The following is an 18,080-nucleotide window of genomic DNA, read 5'->3' on the forward strand; positions in this document are numbered from 1 at the left end:
ACTTCGACTCACGAAACGGAATATCGGCACTCATGGCATCCACCGCAGACATCAAGAACGGCGTCGTCCTGAACATCGACGGTCAGCTCTGGAGCGTCGTGGAGTTCCAGCACGTCAAGCCCGGCAAGGGCGGCGCGTTCGTGCGCACCAAGCTCAAGAACGTCATGAGCGGCAAGGTCGTCGACCGCACGTTCAACGCCGGAGCCAAGGTCGACCTCGAGAACGTCGACCGCCGCGACTTCACCTACCTCTACAACGACGGCGAGGGCTTCGTCTTCATGGACGTCGCCGACTACGACCAGATCACCGTGGGTGCCGCCACCGTCGGCGACGCGGCGAACTTCCTGCTCGAGAACCAGCAGGTGCAGATCGCGCTGAACAACGGCAACCCGCTCTACATCGAGCTCCCGCCGTCGGTCATCCTCGAGGTCACCTACACGGAGCCGGGCCTGCAGGGCGACCGCTCGTCGGCCGGCACCAAGCCCGCCACCGTCGAGACCGGGTACGAGATGCAGGTTCCCCTGTTCCTCGAGACCGGCACCAAGATCAAGGTCGACACTCGCACGGGCGAGTACCTCGGCCGCATCAGCTGACGTCTCGCTCCCGACAGAATGAGTGCTCGTACAAAGGCGCGCAAGCGCGCCCTCGACATCCTCTTCCAGGCCGACGTGCGCGGCGAGGACCTGCCCGTCATGCTGGCCACCGAGGCCAAGCGCGCGGCATCCGAGCCCGACCGCCAAGCCTCGTGGCTGTACGCCCGTGACATCGTCGACGGCGTGATCGACAACCGCGACGCGATCGACGAGCAGATCACCACCTTCGCGAAGGACTGGTCGCTGCAGCGCATGCCCGCGGTCGACCGCGCCCTGCTGCGCATCGGCACGTGGGAGATCCTCTACAACGACGAGGTGCCCACGGCCGTCGCGATCGACGAGGCCGTGGAGCTGGCGAAGGAGTTCTCGACCGACGACTCCGGTTCGTTCGTGCACGGCGTGCTCGCGCGCATCGCCCGCTCGTCCTGAAGGCGCTCGACCCCGTGCGACGCGGCCCCGGCTCTCGGCCGGCGGCCGCGTCGCCGCGTTCGCGGGCGGGATGTCGTCACCGGGGGAGCCGTTCGCGGCCAGAGGGCGGCGCGAGAAACGCTCTCCGCGTAGAGAAGCACGACGTCGCCGCGTTTCTCGGCAGGGAGGGCGTTCCTCGCCGTGCGGGGCGCGGCCCCGCGTGCGCGGCGGACCGGCCGATGTCGGAGGCCCGGGTCAGGATGCTGCCGTGACCTCGTGGCGCGACCTCCTCCCCGGCACCCCGCCGCCGACGTTCGACGCGCTCGCCCTCGGCATCGAGCTGCGACAACGCGAGGCGTACGACCCCGCCCGATGGGAGGCCCGCGCGGTCGTCCCCGTGACGCCGCGCCTGCTCGCCCGACGGCAGGACGACCTGCAGCTCGTCGCCCGTCCCCTCGTGCGCGGCGCCCGCGACGCCTGGATCCGCGCGGATGCCACCTGGGACACGGTCCGTCGCAGCGCCGGCCGATTCGAGCCCGCACAGGTGCGGTGGTTCGCCGAGCTGCACGCCCTCGCGCAGGCGCTGCGCACGAGCGGCCCCTTCGCCCCGTCCGGCGACACCGTCGCCCTCGACGCCGTCGACTCGCCCCTGCTGTGGCCCCACCTGGCGGCCGCCGAGGCGCTCGGCATCCCTCTTGTCGCCATGAACGCCCAGCAGCGCGTGCGTCTCGCGCAGGGCGCGATCGCGCGCGTGGCCCTCGACGCGGTCGGCGGGGGAGCCCTGCGCGTCTCGGCCGACCTCGAGATCGACGGGCAGCCGATGGATGCCGCCCACGCACGCGCCCTCGGCGACGCAGGGCTCTTCGCGTTCGCGATCGAGATCGATCCCGTGCCGATCGTGCTCGCTCCGGTCGCCCTGCCCGACCCCCTGCCGTCGCTGCTGGGGGCGCCCCCGATCGAGGTGCCCCCAACGGAGGCGGCGGAGTTCGTCGCCGAGATGTACCCGCGCCTCGCTCGACGCGCCCCGCTGTCGGTGGGGGCGGGAGTCCCCGCTCCGCCGCCCGCCCGCCCCACCCTCGAGGTGGCCGTGACCTACGCCGACGACGACGTGGACTACGCCCTGACCTGGGTCTACCCGGGCGGACTCCGCCTCGCGTACGACGCCGACGACACGGGCGGCCACGGGGGAGTCGACCGCGACACGCGCGCCGAGGCGCAGATCGGCGAGCGCGTCGAGACGGCGTGGTCGGCGGCATCCGATCTGCCGGTCGCGGCGCGCGCGACCCTGCGCGACGCCGATGCCGCGGTCTTCGCCACCCGTGTGCTTCCGGCGCTCGACGTGCTCGACGAGGTGCGCGTGCGCACGAGCGGAACCGCTCCGTCGTTCCGCGAGCTGCGGGGCGATCCTCGACTGCGCATCACCGCCGTCGAATCCGCCGACCGCGACTGGTTCGACCTCGGGATCATCATCACCATCGACGGGCGCACGATCCCGTTCGGGACGCTGTTCTCCGCCCTGTCCCGGGGGCGCACGCGCATCAAGCTGTCGGACGGCGCGTGGTTCTCGCTCGCCCACCCGGCGCTGCAGAGGCTGCGCGAGCTGCTCGACGAGGCGGCGAGCCTCGACGAGTGGGAGACCGGTCCGCGCCTGCCGCGCACCCACCTCGCCCTGTGGGCGGAGTTCGAAGACCTCGCCGACCAATCCGAGGCCGCCGTCGAGTGGCGCGGTCTCGCCCGGGCGCTGCGCGAGGTCGGCGAGGTTCCCGAGGTGGCGCCCCCGCCGGGATTCCTCGCGGATCTGCGTCCGTACCAGCGCGAGGGCCTGTCGTGGCTCGCCCTCTTGCACGCGCACCGGCTCGGCGGCATCCTGGCCGATGACATGGGGCTCGGCAAGACGCTCCAGCTGCTCGCCCTCATCGCGCACGCGCGCTCGCGCGGCGACGCCCGTCCGTGGCTGGTCGTCGCCCCCACCTCCGTGCTGCCGACGTGGCGCGATGAAGCCGCCCGGTTCGTCCCCGACCTGCGGGTGCGGGTGGTCGAGGCCACCGCGGTGCGTCGGACGACGTCGATCGCCGAGGTCGCCGCGGAAGCCGACGTCGTGGTCGCCCCCTACGGGGTGGTGCGGACGGATGCCGCGGAATTCGCGGTGCCGCACTGGGCGGGCGTGGTCCTCGACGAGGCGCAGTTCGTGAAGAACCCGGCGACGCGCATCCACCGGGCGATCGCGGCGCTGCGCACCGACGCGGTGTTCGCGGCGACGGGCACGCCGCTCGAGAACGGACTCGACGACCTGTGGGCGTTGCTGTCGCTCACGGCGCCGGGACTGTTCCCCTCCATCCGGCAGTTCCGCGAGGACTACACCCGCGCGATCGAGCAGGTGCCCTCCGACGCGCCGACCGCCCTGTCCGCGGCCGCGGCGAGCGCGCACCGCGAGAAGATGCTCGACCGCCTGCGCCGGCGGGTGCGGCCGTTCCTGCTGCGGCGCACGAAGGATGTCGTGGCATCCGATCTACCTCCCAAGCAGGAGCAGGAGCTCGTCGTCGCCCTCAGGCCCGCTCATCAGGAGCTCTACGACCGGGTCCTGCAGCGCGAGCGGCAGAAAGTGCTGGGGCTTCTCGACGACCTCGACCGGCAGCGGTTCATCGTGTTCCGCTCGCTCACGCTGCTGCGCATGCTGGCGCTGGCCCCGGGGCTCGTCGACGAGCGCGACGCACACCTGGGGTCCGCGAAGCTCGACGCACTGTTGGAGCGCCTCGTCGAGGTCGCGGCGGAGGGGCATCGCGCCCTGGTGTTCAGCCAGTTCACGTCGTTCCTCGATCTCGCTGCCGAACGATTGGATGCCGCGGGCCTGGCGTACGCGCACCTCGACGGTTCGACGTCCCGGCGGGGAGAGGTGATCGAGGGGTTCCGTGGGGGAGAGGCCCCGGTCTTCCTCATCAGCCTGAAGGCGGGCGGGTTCGGCCTGACCCTCACCGAAGCGGAGTACGTGTTCGTGCTCGACCCGTGGTGGAACCCCGCGGCCGAGAATCAGGCGATCGATCGGGCGCACCGCATCGGACAGACCCGGAGCGTCTTCGTCTACCGACTGATCGCCGCCGGAACGGTGGAGGAGAAGGTGCGGGAGCTGCAGCACCGCAAGGCCGCGCTGTTCGATGCGGTGATCGACGACGGCGAGGCGTTCGCGTCCGCGCTGGATGCCGACGACATCCGGCAGTTGCTGGGGCCGTGACACGGACCCGGATAGGGTCGGAGCTCCGTCACCGGTTGACGGGAGGGGAGAGGCGGACGACGTCATGACGCGAACCGAGGGGCCCGAGCCCGGCTACCATCCGCCCACCTTCGCCCTGTACGAGGCGGTGTTCGACGAAGGGGGAGTGCGGCGGTGGCTGAGCGGATGGAATGGGCTGGTGACCGCGCCCGCCACCGATGTGACGCTCGCCGCCCGGACCGAGCGCGGCGCCGCGCTGGTGACCTCGGCCCGATGGAACGAGGTGACGGAGGCCCGCGCCACGGCAGCCCTGCTGCTCTCGGCGTTCCGCGTCTTCGCCCCGTCGACCCCCATCGTCGAGACCCTGAGGATCGCCGACGATGACTCCCGGTGGCAGGCCTCGACCTTGATCGTCGACGGTCGACCGTCGCCGGCCGAGACCGCGGTCGTCGGCGGGGTGACGCTCATGTGCTGCGTCGATCGCTCCGCGGACGTGCACGTCGCCGTCGCCGCGATCGGCGCGGTCGGCGTGCGCCGTTTGATCGAGGGCCGGAACGACGCCTACCCGGCCGATCCGTTCGTCGTTCACGCGTACGCCGACCTGCCGCCGGTCGACGACATCGTCGGCTGACGACCGCGGACCGGTGCGGGTATGCTCACGGCTCACCTCCGCTCGCCCGTGACGAACGGGACCGTGGCGCGATGATCCCCGGGGAGGGACGATGACGGCATCCGTGGCGATCGAGGTGATCCCGGATGCCGAGATCTCCGACGCGGCGAGCGTCCAGGTCCTGATCGACGTCGACGGGACCGCGCGACACCTGGTCCTGGATACGGGCGGCGCGACCAGCGGTCTTCGCGCCGTCGATCTTCCGCCGACCTCGTCCACGGTGGCGCGGAGCAGCCCGGGTGGGGGCGGCGCGTTCGCCCCGGGCGGCGCGAGCCGCCAGGTCGAAGTCGGGGTGTTGACGCTCGGCGACCTGCGCGTGCGCGGCCTGCTGCTCGACGTCGAGGACGATCCTCGGGCGCGCTCGATCGTCGGCCTCGACGTGCTCGGGGGCCACCGCCTGGACATCCGCTTCGGGCGGGGCACCCTGACCCTCGACGGCGACGCGGCGGTCGCCCACCGGCATCCGCTCATGCGATCGGCCCACGGTCACCCGTTCGTCCGCGCGTCGTGGGGCGAGGTCGAGACCGACGTGCTGTGGGACTCCGGGGCCGAGGTCACCGTCATCGACGAGACGTTCGCCGCCCGGAACGCACGTCTGCTCGACCCCCTCGGCACGGCGGACGCGGGAGACGCCCGCGGGGCGAGCCGTCGCGTGGACCTCGTCCGCATGGCGGCGGTGACGATCGGCGGACGCTCCTTCCCGCCGAGCACGGCCGTCGTCACTCCGCTCGCGGGGATGCGACGCCCCGGCGAGCCGCCCCTGGACGTCATCCTGGGGATGCCGGTGCTGCGCCGGGCGGACTGGACGCTGCACCTCGCCGAAGGCTGGTGGGGCTACCCGTCGGCATCCGCGTGAACGGTCGCGGCGCCTCGCCGGGTCAGCCCAGCTCGCCGGTGAGGAACTGCGCCGTGCCGTGCCCGAACGACCAGTCGGCGTCGCCGTTCTCGGTGATGCTGACGACGAGGTCGTTCCCCTCCACTCCGACGCGGTCGTTCAGGTTCTCCGCCAGCAGCCGGTACAGCTGGACCTTGGCGTCCTGCGTGCGCTGCTTCGACGCAAGGCGCACGATGACGAGGCGCTCGCTGCGCTCGATCCCCAGACCGGTGTCGAGAGCGACGAGCTCGAACGGCTCGTGCTGCGTGAGGATCTGGTAGCGGTCGGTCTCGGGGACGCCGAACGCCTCGACGACGGCATCCTGCACGGCATCCATGATCGTGCGCAGTTCGGTCTCGTCGTAGCGTCCGCGGATCGTGTCGATCATCACCAGGGGCATGGCAATCCTTTCGTGGGGGTCCGCACGTTACCCGCGCCGATGGTGCGGGCGGGCGGCTTGACGCGGACACCCCCGCCGCTCCCAGGCCTCTCGCCGGAGCCCCGCGTAGACTCGTCTGGTTCGCCAACGACACAGGAGCGGCATGAAGATCACCGGCCTCGGCCACGCGGGAATGTTCATCGAGACGCGCGGCGGCAGCATCATCTGCGACCCCGTCCTCGGTCCGAGCTTCTTCGGCTCGTGGTTCCCGTTCCCCGACAACCGTGCTCTCGACTGGGAGCGCTTCGGCAAGGCGGACTTCCTCTACATCTCCCACCGCCACCGCGATCACTTCGACCCGGCGCTGCTCGAGCGGTACGTGTCGAAGGACATCAAGGTCCTGCTGCCCGAGTACCCGACCGACGACCTCGAGCAGGATCTGATCGCCCTCGGCTACACGAACCTCGTCCGCACCGAGGCGGGCGTCCCCCTGCAGTTCGGCGACCTCAAGCTCATGGTCACTCCGCTGCGAGCCCCCTCCGACGGGCCGATCGGCGACTCGTCGCTGTCGCTCGACGACGGCACGGCATCCGTTCTCAACCAGAACGACTCCCACCCCCTCGATCTCGAGAAGCTGTTCGCCTTCGGCAAGCCCGACGCGTACTTCACGCAGGTGTCCGGGGCGATCTGGTGGCCCATGGTCTACGACCTGCCCCAGGATGCCAAGCAGAACTTCGCCCAGCTCAAGCGCGACGCGCAGAACAAGCGCGCGATGTACTACATCGACAAGGTCGACGCGGAGCACGTCTTCCCGATGGCCGGTCCGCCGATGTTCCTGCGCGAGGAGCTGTTCCGGTACAACGGCACGGGTCTCGAGGGCGACTCGATCTTCACCGACCAGCGCGAGTTCCTCGCGCACATGGCGGAGCAGCGCCCCGATCAGAAGGGCTACCTGTTCCTCCCGGGCACCGAGGTCGAGGTGCAGGGGTCGGACGTCACCGTGACGCAGACGCTGTACACCGACGCCGAGATCGAGCGGGTCTTCGGCGACAAGTGGAACTACCTCGCCGAGCAGCGCGACAGCCGCCAGGACGAGATCCGCGCCGAAGAGGCGACCCGCGCCGAGGTCATCCCCCCGGCCGAGATGCTCGCCGCGCTGAAGGAGTGGTGGGAGCCGCTGCTGCGCCGCGCCCGCACGATCCGCAACGGCGTCGGCGGCATGGTGCGCTTCCGCATCGGCGAGCTCGACATGGTCGTGGACTTCCCCAAGGCGAAGCTGCGCGAGTACGCGGGGGAGGAGTGCATCTACTGGTACACGATCCCCGCCGATCTCGTGTCGACGAACATCCGCGACCACGAGATCGACTGGTCGAACTCGATCTTCCTGTCGATGCAGTTCGAGGTCGGTCGCTCGGGCAAGTTCAACGAGTTCCTCACGACGTTCCTCAAGTGCCTCTCGCGCGACCGCATCGAGTACGTCGAGAACTGGTACGCCGAGCAGAGCGATCAGACCGAGGATGCCGAGATCGAAAGCTGGACCGTGCAGCGTCGCTGTCCGCACCTTCGCGCCGACCTCACCAAGACCGGCAAGATCGAGGACGGCGTGCTGACCTGCTCGCTCCACGACTGGAAATGGGACCTGGAGTCGGGTCGCTGCCTGACGACGACGGGTCACCCGATCCGGTCGTCGCGCGTGCGCACCACCCCGAGCGGAGAGCGCGCCGCCGCTGAGGTCGCCGCGGGCTGACCCGTGCCCGGCTTCCATCACGTCGAGGTGTGGGTCGGCGACCTGACAGCGGCGCAGTCCGAGTGGGGCTGGATGCTCTCCGCGGTCGGTTTCGAGCGAACCGCTCACTGGGTCGACGGCGAGACGTGGAGCGCGGGTGACGGCCCGTACCTGACGCTGACGACCTCGCCGAACCTTTCGCGGCTCGACCACGACCGCCGCGCTCCGGGCGTGAACCATCTCGCTTTCCTCGGCGGCTCTCGCGGGCAGGTGGATGCCGTGATGGCCGCGGCGAGCGCCCACGGGTGGCGCCCGCTGTATCAGGATCGGTACCCGTTCGCCGGCGGCCCGTCGCACTACGCGGGGTGGCTCGAGAACTCCGCGGGCTTCAAGGCGGAGATCGTCGCGGGGGCGGACTGACCCGGCTCGGGCGTTCCGGCCACCCCGCGGTGGTGCGCGCAGCGGATGCCGCGGCGATCACGAAGCACTCCTCCGGGATCCGTTCATAGAACGAATGTACGAATGATCCCATCCCCCCGCCAGCGGCGGAGCACGACACCATCCGCCGTCGCCCAGAATTCACCCCGCCCCACCCGCTAGACTCGACGGAGAACCACAGCAACCTTTAACCCCGTCCCGTGAGGCGGAGAAGGGAGCGGCGGATGAATACGCGCACCGTCATGCACGATGCCGATATCGCCCGCGCTTTGACGCGCATCTCGCACGAGATCCTGGAGTCCAACAAGGGACCGGAAGGACTCGTCCTCCTCGGCATCCCGACTCGCGGCGTCACGCTCGCGAATCGGATCGCCCCGATGATCAGCGAGTTCGGCGGCGCACAAGTCCCGGTCGGGTCCCTCGACGTGACGATGTACCGCGACGATCTGCACCGCAACCCCACCCGGGCCCCGCGCCGCACCGAGATCCCCGCCGGCGGCATCGACGGCAAGACCGTCGTGCTCATTGACGACGTGCTGTTCTCGGGTCGCAGCATCCGCGCCGCCCTCGACGCCCTGCAGGACATCGGGCGCCCCGCGGCCGTCCGCCTGGCGACACTGATCGACCGCGGTCACCGCGAGCTGCCGATCCGCCCCGACTTCGTGGGCAAGAACCTCCCCAGCGCGCGCGACGAGCGCGTCAACGTGCGCCTCGCCGAGATCGACGGCGTCGAGGAGGTGACGATCGAGTCATGAGGCACCTCCTCGACACCCAGCACCTCTCGCGCGCCGAGGCCCTCGAGATCCTCGACGTCGCCGAGGACATGGCCGACACCCAGCGTCGCGAGGTCAAGAAGCTCCCGACGTTGCGCGGCAAAACGGTCGTCAACCTCTTCTTCGAGGACTCCACGCGCACGCGCATCTCGTTCGAGGCCGCTGCGAAGCGCCTGAGCGCCGATGTCATCAACTTCTCGGCGAAGGGCTCGAGCGTCAGCAAGGGCGAGTCGCTGCAGGACACCGCGCAGACGCTCCAGGCGATGGGCGCGGATGCCGTGGTCATCCGCCACGGCGCGTCCGGCGCCCCGCGCACCCTCGCCACCAGCGGCTGGATCAGCGCGGGCGTGGTCAACGCCGGCGACGGCACGCACGAGCACCCCACGCAGGCCCTGCTCGACGCCTTCACGATCCGCAAGCGCCTGCACGGCGACGCCAGCCGCGGGCGCGACCTCGACGACATCCGGGTGACGATCGTCGGCGACGTGCTGCACTCGCGCGTCGCGCGCTCGAACGTGTGGCTGCTGCACGCGCTCGGGGCGCACGTCACCCTGGTCGCCCCGCCCACCCTCGTCCCGCAGGACGTCAGCGGCTGGCCGGTCGAGGTGGACTACGACCTCGACCACGCGATCGCGACCGGACCCGACGCGCTCATGATGCTCCGCATCCAGCTCGAGCGCATGTCGGCCGCGTATTTCCCCACTGAGCGGGAGTATTCCCGCCGGTACGGCCTCGACGCGCGGCGTTCGCAGGCCCTGCCGGGCGGTAGCATCGTTCTACACCCCGGTCCGATGAACCGGGGCCTGGAGATCTCCGCCGAAGCCGCCGATTCCCCGCGCTCGACGGTGCTCGAGCAGGTCACGAACGGCGTCTCCGTGCGGATGGCCGTGCTGTACCTGCTGCTGGCGGGCGAGCGGCCCGACAGCGAGAGAGAGGACCTCCGATGAGCGACGCCACCCTCCAGACCCTTCTGGTGCGCGGCGCGCGCGTCGAGGGCCGGGATGCCACCGACCTCCTCGTCCGCGACGGCGTCATCGCCGAGGCCGGGTCGGGCCTGTCTCACGCCGGCGCAACCGTCGTCGACGCCGACGGGCTGATCGCCCTTCCGGGCCTGGTCGACCTGCACGTGCACCTGCGCGAGCCCGGATACGAGGCATCCGAGACGATCCTCACCGGCTCGCGCGCCGCCGCGGCGGGCGGCTTCACCACCGTCTTCGCGATGCCGAACACCTCGCCCGTCGCCGACACCGCCGGCGTGGTCGAGCAGGAGCTCGCGCTGGGCGAGGCGGCGGGCTACGTGCACGTGCAGCCGATCGGAGCCGTCACGGTCGGGCAGAAGGGCGAGCGGCTCGCCGAGCTCGGGGCGATGGCCGACTCCCGCGCCCGCGTGCGCGTCTTCAGCGACGACGGCTTCTGCGTGTTCGACCCGCTGATCATGCGGCGGGCACTCGAGTACGTGAAGGCCTTCGACGGCGTCATCGCGCAGCACGCGCAGGACCCGCGCCTCACCGAGGGCGCGCAGATGAACGAGGGCGCCGTCTCGGCCGAGCTGGGCCTGACCGGCTGGCCGGCCGTCGCCGAGGAGTCGATCATCGCGCGCGACGTGCTGCTGGCCGAGCACGTGGGGTCGCGCCTGCACGTGTGCCACCTGAGCACCGCCGGTTCGGTCGACATCATCCGCTGGGCCAAGAAGCGCGGCGTCAACGTCACAGCCGAGGTCACCCCGCACCACCTGCTGCTGACCGACGAGCTCGTGCGCGACTACGACGCCCGCTTCAAGGTCAACCCGCCGCTGCGTCGCGAAGAAGACGTGATGGCCGTGCGCGAGGGCCTCGCCGACGGCACGATCGACATCGTCGCCACCGACCACGCCCCGCACCCGACCGAGGCGAAAGCCTGCGAGTGGGCCGCCGCGGCGAACGGCATGGTGGGGCTCGAGAGCGCGCTGCGCGTCGTGCACCACGCCATGGTCGAGACGGGGCTGCTCGACTGGTCCGATATCGCCCGCGTGATGTCGGCGACCCCCGCGCGCATCGGCCGCCTCGACGGACACGGCACGCCGGTGGCCGCGGGACAGCCCGCGACCTTCACGCTCTACGACCCGCGTCCGCAGCGCACGTTCGGTCTCGACGACCTGCGGGGGCGCAGCACGAACTCGCCGTACCTGGGTCGGGAGCTGCCCGGCGAGGTGCGCTGGACCGTGCGCGCCGGCATCCCCACCGTCGTCGACGGGTCGGTCCTCGACGCTCCGGGAGTGCTCGCGTGAGCAGAGAAGGCGCCCTCGTCGTCATGATCGGCGTGGCCGTCGTGCTGCTGGCCGTGCTCGCGTGGGCGTGGGTGCGACGAACGCGGCGCGATGCGCGCTACTCCGTCCCGGTGGGGGAGCTGCCCGCGGACGCCGTCGAGACGGCGGTGTTCTCGGGGCTCTACGTCGCCACGACCCGTCACGATGAGCCGCTCGAGCGTCTCGCCCTGAAGGGTCTGGGCTTCCGCTCCCGGGTCGACGTCACGGTCACCACCGCCGGCGTCGCCCTCGACCTCCCGGGCCAGCCCCGCATCGCGCTCACCCGCGACCGCCTCGTCGATGCCGCTCAGGCCACCGTCGCGATCGACCGCGTGGTCGAGCGCGACGGCCTCGCGCGCGTCACGTGGCGCCTCGACGACGACACGGTCGTCGACACCTACCTCCGTCCTCAGGAGGCCTCGGCCAAAGCCCTGGCCGACGCCATCCGCCCCCTCACCTCGACAGGAAGCGACTCATGACCTCCCTGATCCCCTCCGCGCTCTCCGCGCGGGAACCCGCCGTCCTCGTGCTCGAAGACGGCACCCGCTACACCGGTCGCGCCTACGGCGCTCGCGGCGAGACCCTCGGCGAGGTCGTCTTCGCCACCGGCATGACCGGCTACCAGGAGACGATCACCGACCCCTCGTACGCGGGCCAGATCGTGCTGCAGACCGCGCCGCACATCGGCAACACCGGTGTGAACGACGAAGACCCCGAGTCGCGTCGCATCTGGGTCGCCGGCTACGTCGTGCGCGACCCCTCGCGCATGGTGTCGAACTGGCGAGCGAACCGCTCGCTCGACGAGGCGCTCGTCGAGGACGGCATCGTCGGCATCTCCGGCATCGACACCCGCGCCGTCACCCGCCGCATCCGCTCCGAGGGCAGCATGCGCGGCGGCGTCTTCTCGGGCGAGGCCGCGAACCTCGACGCCGACGAGCAGCTGCGCCACGTGCGCGAGGCGCCGGGCATGGCGGGCCGCAACCTGTCGGCCGAGGTCTCGGTCAGCGAGGTCGAGGTCACCCCCGCGACGAGCGAGCGCATCGGCAACCTCGCGGTGCTCGACCTGGGCGTGAAGACCTCGACGATCACCAACCTCGCGGCGCGCGGCTTCGACGTGCACGTCTTCCCGCAGTCGGCGACGATCGAGGAGATCCGCGCGATCAAACCGGTCGCGGCGTTCTACTCCAACGGTCCGGGTGACCCCGCGGCATCCGATCAGCACGTCGAACTGCTGCGCGCGGTGCTGGGAGACGGCCTGCCCTTCTTCGGCATCTGCTTCGGCAATCAGCTGCTCGGCCGTGCGCTCGGCTTCGGCACCTACAAGCTGCCGTTCGGCCACCGCGGCATCAATCAGCCCGTGCTCGACAAGACCACCGGACGCGTAGAGATCACCTCGCAGAACCACGGCTTCGCCGTCGAGGCGCCGCTCGATGAGATCGTCGACAGCCCCGCCGGCTTCGGACGCGTCGAGGTCAGCCACATCGGCCTCAACGACAACGTCGTGGAGGGCCTGCGCGCCCTCGACATCCCCGCGTTCAGCGTGCAGTACCACCCCGAGGCCGCCTCCGGCCCGCACGACGCCAACTACCTGTTCGACCGCTTCCGCGAGATGGTTCTCGCGACCCAGGAGACGAAGAAGAATGCCTAAGCGCGACGACATCCACTCCGTCCTCGTCATCGGCTCCGGCCCGATCGTCATCGGTCAGGCCTGCGAGTTCGACTACTCCGGCACCCAGGCGTGCCGCGTCCTGCGCGAAGAGGGGGTGCGCGTCATCCTCGTCAACTCCAACCCGGCGACGATCATGACCGACCCCGACTTCGCCGACGCGACCTACATCGAGCCCATCACCCCCGAGGTGATCGAGTCGATCATCGCGAAGGAGAAGCCGGATGCCGTGCTCCCCACGCTCGGTGGGCAGACGGCGCTGAACGCGGCGATCCAGCTGCACAAGCGCGGCATCCTGGAGAAGTACGACGTCGAGCTCATCGGCGCCGACTTCGACGCGATCAATCGCGGCGAGGACCGCCAGATCTTCAAGGAGCTCGTCATCGAGGCGGGCGCCGACGTCGCGGCATCCGTCATCTGCCACTCGATGGACGAACTCCTCGCCGGCGCCGAGAAGCTCGGCTACCCGCTGGTCGTCCGGCCGAGCTTCACGATGGGGGGCCTCGGCTCGGGCTTCGCGTACGACGAGGCCGACCTCCGCCGCATCGGCGGCGCGGGCCTGCACGACTCGCCCACCAACGAGGTGCTGCTTGAGGAGTCGATCCTCGGGTGGAAGGAGTACGAGCTCGAGCTCATGCGCGACACCGCCGACAACACGGTGGTCGTCTGCTCGATCGAGAACGTCGACCCCGTCGGCGTGCACACCGGCGACTCGATCACGGTGGCGCCCGCGCTCACGCTGACCGACCGCGAGTACCAGCGGCTGCGCGACATCGGCATCGACATCATCCGCGCCGTGGGCGTGGACACCGGTGGCTGCAACATCCAGTTCGCCGTCGACCCGAAGACCGGCCGCATCATCGTCATCGAGATGAACCCGCGCGTCTCGCGCTCGAGCGCGCTGGCGTCGAAGGCGACGGGCTTCCCGATCGCCAAGATCGCCGCGAAGCTCGCGATCGGCTACCGCCTCGACGAGATCCCGAACGACATCACCAAGGTCACCCCGGCGAGCTTCGAGCCCACGCTCGACTACGTCGTGGTCAAGGTGCCGCGGTTCAACTTCGAGAAGTTCCCCGCCGCCGACACCACCCTCACCACCACCATGAAATCGGTGGGCGAGGCGATGGCGATCGGCCGCAACTACACCACCGCCCTGCAGAAGGCGCTGCGCTCGCTCGAGAAGCGCGGATCGAGCTTCCACTGGGGCGAGGAGTCGCGCTCGGTGGAGGAACTGCTCGAGATCGCGAAGACCCCGACCGACGGTCGCATCGTCGTGCTGCAGCAGGCGCTGCGCAAGGGCGCCACGGCCGAGCAGGCGTTCGACGCGACGGCGATCGACCCGTGGTTCATCGACCAGATGGTGCTGATCAACGAGGTCGCCGAGTTCATCGCGCAGGCCGACGAGCTGGATGCCGACACCCTCCGCGTCGCGAAGGAGCACGGCTTCAGCGACGCCCAGATCGCCGAGATCCGAGGTCTCGGCGAGGCCGAGGTGCGCGAGTCGCGTTACGCGCTCGACGTGCGCCCGGTCTACAAGACGGTCGACACGTGCGCGGGGGAATTCCCGGCCCTGACGCCGTACCACTACTCGTCGTACGACGCCGAGACCGAGGTCACCCCCTCCGACCGCACGAAGGTCGTCATCATCGGCTCGGGCCCGAACCGCATCGGCCAGGGCGTCGAGTTCGACTACTCGTGCGTGCACGCGTCGTTCGCGCTGTCGGATGCCGGGTACGAGACCGTGATGGTCAACTGCAACCCCGAGACCGTGTCCACCGACTACGACACGAGCGACCGCCTGTACTTCGAGCCGCTGACGCTCGAGGACGTGCTCGAGGTGCTGCACGCGGAGTCGCAGTCGGGCACGATCCTCGGCGTGGTCTGCCAGCTCGGCGGACAGACGCCCCTGGGCCTGGCCAAGGGGATCGAGGCCGCCGGCTACACCATCCTCGGCACGAGCCCCGAGGCGATCGACCTCGCCGAGGAGCGCGAGCTGTTCTCGCGCCTGCTCGACGACGCCGGACTCGTCGCGCCCCGCAACGGCACCGCGATCGACGTCGAGGGTGCCGTTCAGGTCGCCGAGGAGATCGGCTACCCGGTGCTCGTGCGCCCGAGCTTCGTGCTCGGCGGTCGCGGCATGGAGATCGTCTACTCGACCGAGGCGCTGCGCGACTACTTCGTGCGCGTGGCCGACCAGGCGATCATCGGCCCCGGCCTGCCGCTCCTGGTGGACCGCTTCCTCGACGATGCGATCGAGCTCGACGTCGACGCGCTGTACGACGGCACCGACCTGTACATCGGCGGCGTCATGGAGCACCTCGAGGAGGCCGGCATCCACTCCGGCGACTCGTCCTGCACCCTGCCGCCGGTCTCGCTCGGCCGCACCGAGGTCGACCGCGTCCGTGAGGCGACCCTCGCGATCGCGAAGGGCGTCGGCGTCCGGGGTCTGCTGAACGTGCAGTTCGCGATCTCCGCCGGCGTGCTGTACGTCATCGAGGCGAACCCCCGCGCGAGCCGCACGGTTCCGTTCGTGTCGAAGGCCCTCGGCATCCCGCTCGCGAAGGCCGCCAGCCGCATCATGGCCGGAAGCTCGATCGCCGAGCTGATCGCCGAGGGACTGCTGCCCGCGCAGGACGGGTCCCGCGTGCCGCTCGACGCGCCCGTCGCCGTCAAGGAGGCCGTGCTGCCGTTCAAGCGGTTCCGCACCGCCGACGGTCACACGGTCGACAGCGTCCTCGGACCCGAGATGCGCTCGACCGGCGAGGTCATGGGCCTCGACCGCGACTTCCCGACCGCGTTCGCGAAGTCGCAGGAGGCCGCGTACGGCGGGATGCCGACCTCGGGCACCGTGTTCATCTCGGTCGCCGACGCCGACAAGCGCGCCGTGATCCTGCCTGCCCACCGCCTGCAGGAGCTTGGTTTCTCGCTGCTCGCGACCGAGGGCACCGCCGAGATCCTCGCGCGCAACGGCATCCGGGTGAAGGTCGTCGAGAAGTACTCCGAGACGCAGGGCTCCGGCCAGCAGAACGTGGTCGACCTGATCAACGCCGGCGAGATCGACATGATCGTCAACACGCCCTCGGGCGGCACGGCTCGTGCCGACGGTTACGAGATCCGCGCCGCCGCGGTCGCCGCCGACAAGGCGCTGTTCACCACGATGGCCGTCCTCGGCGCCGCGGTCAGCGCGCTGGGCGCCATGAAGGACGGCTTCGCGGTGCGCAGCCTCCAGGAGCACGCCACCGACCGCGCGGGACGCTTGTGAGCGACACCTTCGGTCAGCGCCTGTCCGCCGCCCTCGACCTGCACGGCGCCCTGTGCGTCGGCATCGACCCCCACGCCGCCCTGTTGTCGGCGTGGGGGCTGGATGCCACGGCCGAGGGCGCGCGGGAGTTCGGCCTGCGCACGGTTGAGGCGGCCCGCGGCCGCGTCGGTGTGGTCAAGCCGCAGGTGGCGTTCTTCGAGCGGTACGGCTCGCGCGGCTTCGCCGCTCTCGAGGACGTGATGGCCGCCGCTCGCGACGCCGGCCTGCTGGTGATCGCCGACGCCAAGCGCGGAGACATCGGCACCACGATGGAGGGTTACGCCCACGCGTGGCTCGAGCCCGGTTCTCCTCTCGAGGCGGATGCCGTGACCCTGTCGCCCTACATGGGTGCCGACTCGCTGAGCGACACGCTGTCGCTCGCGGTCCGCCACGGCAAGGGCGCGTTCGTGCTCACGGCGACGAGCAACCCGGAAGCGCGCGCGCTGCAGAGCGCGATCGTCGACGACGCCCTCGCCGTGGGCGATCACGAGCACGTCGCCGCCCGCGTGGCGCACGACGTCAACCAGGCGAACATCGGCGCTCCCGGGGCCCTGGGCCCCGTGGGGGTCGTCGTCGGCGCCACGGTCGATCGCGCGGCCTTCGGGCTCGGCGACGTGGCGCTGGCCGGCATGCCGATCCTCGCACCCGGCTTCGGCGCGCAGGGGGCCGCGCCGGCCGACCTCGGCCGCCTGTTCGGCTACGTCGCCTCGGCGGTCGTCGCGAACGAGAGCCGCAGCATCCTCGCGGTCGGACCCGACCGCCTCGCCGCCCGCATCGACGAGCGCGCCGCGCTCTATCGGGAGTCCCTGCATGGCTGAAACCCGTCGTCCGCCCGAGGTCGATCGCGCCGCCGCCTCGCGCCGCGCCGTCGAGGCCCGTCGCGAGCGCGCCGCGCTCAAGCGCGACGTGTCGACCCGCGTCATCTCTCCGCAGGAGCTGCTGCGGCGCGGTCTCGCCGACCCGCTGTCGGCGGCCGGGGCGATGCGCGTGACCGAGTTCCTCACGGCGATCCCCGCGATCGGCGAGAGCAAGCGCGACCGCATCCTCGCTTCCCTGGCGATCTCTCCGGTCAAGCGCCTCGGCGGTCTGGGCTCGCGTCAGCGCGACGCCCTGCGCGACTTCCTCGACTCCCGATGGCCCGAGCCGGGCCCGCGGGAGGGCCGCAGCCGCCTGATCGTGCTGGCCGGTCCCACGGCGGTCGGCAAGGGCACGGTCGCCGCGCACATCAAGGAGAACTACCCCGAGATCCACCTCTCCGTCTCGGCGACCACCCGCGCGCCGCGCCCGGGCGAGGTCGAGGGTGAGCACTACTTCTTCGTCGACGACGCCGAGTTCGACCGACTCGTCGCGACGGGGGAGCTGCTCGAGTGGGCCGTCGTGCACAACAAGAACCGCTACGGCACGCCGCGCGCGCCCATCGAGCGCGTGCTCGCCGAGGGCGGCACGGCGCTGCTCGAGATCGACATCCAGGGTGCCCGCCAGGTGCGCGCGGCCGACGCGTCGGCGACCCTCGTCTTCCTCCTCCCGCCCAGCTGGGACGAGCTCGTCCAGCGCCTGGTCGGCCGGGGGACCGAGGATGCCGAGGAGCGCGCGCGACGCCTGCGCACGGCCCGCGTGGAGCTCGCCGCCCAGAACGAGTTCGACTACCGCGTGGTCAACGACGAGGTGGCGCACGCCGCCGCCCAGGTCGTGGCTCTCGCCGCCGCGCAGCACTGAGCCGGGCCTTCCGTGTTCGGAGCGGGATGCTTCGCGTGGCGCGT

The 18,080-nt window shown here is 70.9% G+C and carries 16 protein-coding genes; 15 read left to right on the forward strand and 1 reads right to left on the reverse strand.

The window, feature by feature from the left end:
- Positions 1-32 precede the first annotated feature (32 nt).
- The 5 genes from efp (at position 33) to AB1K56_RS08670 (ending at position 5,735) form a co-directional block, all read left to right on the forward strand.
- Positions 33-593, forward strand: coding sequence for an elongation factor P (efp, locus tag AB1K56_RS08650; RefSeq protein WP_076675522.1), 561 nt, complete (start codon positions 33-35; stop codon positions 591-593).
- Between the two features lie 18 nt (positions 594-611).
- Positions 612-1,022: a transcription antitermination factor NusB gene (nusB, locus tag AB1K56_RS08655; protein ID WP_136585681.1), complete on the forward strand. Its 411-nt coding sequence runs from the start codon at positions 612-614 to the stop codon at positions 1,020-1,022.
- A gap of 247 nt (positions 1,023-1,269) precedes the next feature.
- Positions 1,270-4,230 (forward strand): DEAD/DEAH box helicase, encoded by a 2,961-nt coding sequence (locus tag AB1K56_RS08660; protein WP_371205315.1) that lies wholly within the window; start codon positions 1,270-1,272, stop codon positions 4,228-4,230.
- A gap of 64 nt (positions 4,231-4,294) precedes the next feature.
- Positions 4,295-4,840 (forward strand): hypothetical protein, encoded by a 546-nt coding sequence (locus AB1K56_RS08665; protein WP_371205316.1) that lies wholly within the window; start codon positions 4,295-4,297, stop codon positions 4,838-4,840.
- A 91-nt stretch (positions 4,841-4,931) separates the two neighbouring features.
- A complete protein-coding gene (locus AB1K56_RS08670; RefSeq protein ID WP_371205317.1) occupies positions 4,932-5,735 on the forward strand; it encodes a retropepsin-like aspartic protease in 804 nt (267 codons plus the stop codon).
- Positions 5,736-5,757: 22 nt separating this feature from the next.
- Here the strand turns inward: AB1K56_RS08670 and AB1K56_RS08675 are convergent, their stop codons facing one another.
- Positions 5,758-6,153 (reverse strand): tautomerase family protein, encoded by a 396-nt coding sequence (locus tag AB1K56_RS08675; protein ID WP_295854338.1) that lies wholly within the window; start codon positions 6,151-6,153, stop codon positions 5,758-5,760.
- Between the two features lie 142 nt (positions 6,154-6,295).
- Between AB1K56_RS08675 and AB1K56_RS08680 the strand changes: the two genes are divergently transcribed.
- The 10 genes from AB1K56_RS08680 (at position 6,296) to gmk (ending at position 18,036) form a co-directional block, all read left to right on the forward strand.
- Positions 6,296-7,879 carry a Rieske 2Fe-2S domain-containing protein gene (locus AB1K56_RS08680; protein ID WP_371205318.1) on the forward strand — a complete coding sequence of 528 codons (1,584 nt, stop codon included), beginning with the start codon at positions 6,296-6,298 and terminating at the stop codon, positions 7,877-7,879.
- A 3-nt stretch (positions 7,880-7,882) separates the two neighbouring features.
- Positions 7,883-8,278: a VOC family protein gene (locus tag AB1K56_RS08685; protein ID WP_371205319.1), complete on the forward strand. Its 396-nt coding sequence runs from the start codon at positions 7,883-7,885 to the stop codon at positions 8,276-8,278.
- Between the two features lie 242 nt (positions 8,279-8,520).
- Complete coding sequence (gene pyrR, locus AB1K56_RS08690) at positions 8,521-9,051, forward strand: bifunctional pyr operon transcriptional regulator/uracil phosphoribosyltransferase PyrR (RefSeq protein ID WP_136585689.1); 531 nt, start codon at positions 8,521-8,523, stop codon at positions 9,049-9,051.
- The gene (locus tag AB1K56_RS08695; RefSeq protein WP_371205320.1) at positions 9,048-10,016 is read left to right on the forward strand and encodes an aspartate carbamoyltransferase catalytic subunit; all 969 of its coding nucleotides are present in this window, start codon (positions 9,048-9,050) and stop codon (positions 10,014-10,016) included. Before pyrR ends, AB1K56_RS08695 begins: the two co-directional genes overlap by 4 nt.
- A complete protein-coding gene (locus AB1K56_RS08700) occupies positions 10,013-11,335 on the forward strand; it encodes a dihydroorotase (RefSeq protein WP_371205321.1) in 1,323 nt (440 codons plus the stop codon). Before AB1K56_RS08695 ends, AB1K56_RS08700 begins: the two co-directional genes overlap by 4 nt.
- Positions 11,332-11,832 carry a hypothetical protein gene (locus AB1K56_RS08705; protein WP_371205322.1) on the forward strand — a complete coding sequence of 167 codons (501 nt, stop codon included), beginning with the start codon at positions 11,332-11,334 and terminating at the stop codon, positions 11,830-11,832. The genes AB1K56_RS08700 and AB1K56_RS08705 overlap by 4 nt, the downstream gene beginning before the upstream one ends.
- Positions 11,829-13,001, forward strand: a complete 1,173-nt coding sequence (gene carA, locus AB1K56_RS08710; protein WP_371205323.1) for a glutamine-hydrolyzing carbamoyl-phosphate synthase small subunit — start codon at positions 11,829-11,831, stop codon at positions 12,999-13,001. The genes AB1K56_RS08705 and carA overlap by 4 nt, the downstream gene beginning before the upstream one ends.
- Positions 12,994-16,281, forward strand: a complete 3,288-nt coding sequence (gene carB, locus AB1K56_RS08715; RefSeq protein WP_371205324.1) for a carbamoyl-phosphate synthase large subunit — start codon at positions 12,994-12,996, stop codon at positions 16,279-16,281. Before carA ends, carB begins: the two co-directional genes overlap by 8 nt.
- Positions 16,278-17,138, forward strand: a complete 861-nt coding sequence (pyrF, locus tag AB1K56_RS08720) for an orotidine-5'-phosphate decarboxylase (RefSeq protein WP_371205325.1) — start codon at positions 16,278-16,280, stop codon at positions 17,136-17,138. Before carB ends, pyrF begins: the two co-directional genes overlap by 4 nt.
- Entirely contained in the window at positions 17,131-18,036 is a 906-nt protein-coding gene (gmk, locus tag AB1K56_RS08725; RefSeq protein WP_371205326.1) for a guanylate kinase, read from the forward strand. The genes pyrF and gmk overlap by 8 nt, the downstream gene beginning before the upstream one ends.
- Positions 18,037-18,080: the final 44 nt, after the last annotated feature.

The organism is Microbacterium sp. BWR-S6Y (assembly GCF_041379845.1).
In the GTDB taxonomy this organism is placed as follows: domain Bacteria; phylum Actinomycetota; class Actinomycetes; order Actinomycetales; family Microbacteriaceae; genus Microbacterium; species Microbacterium hydrothermale.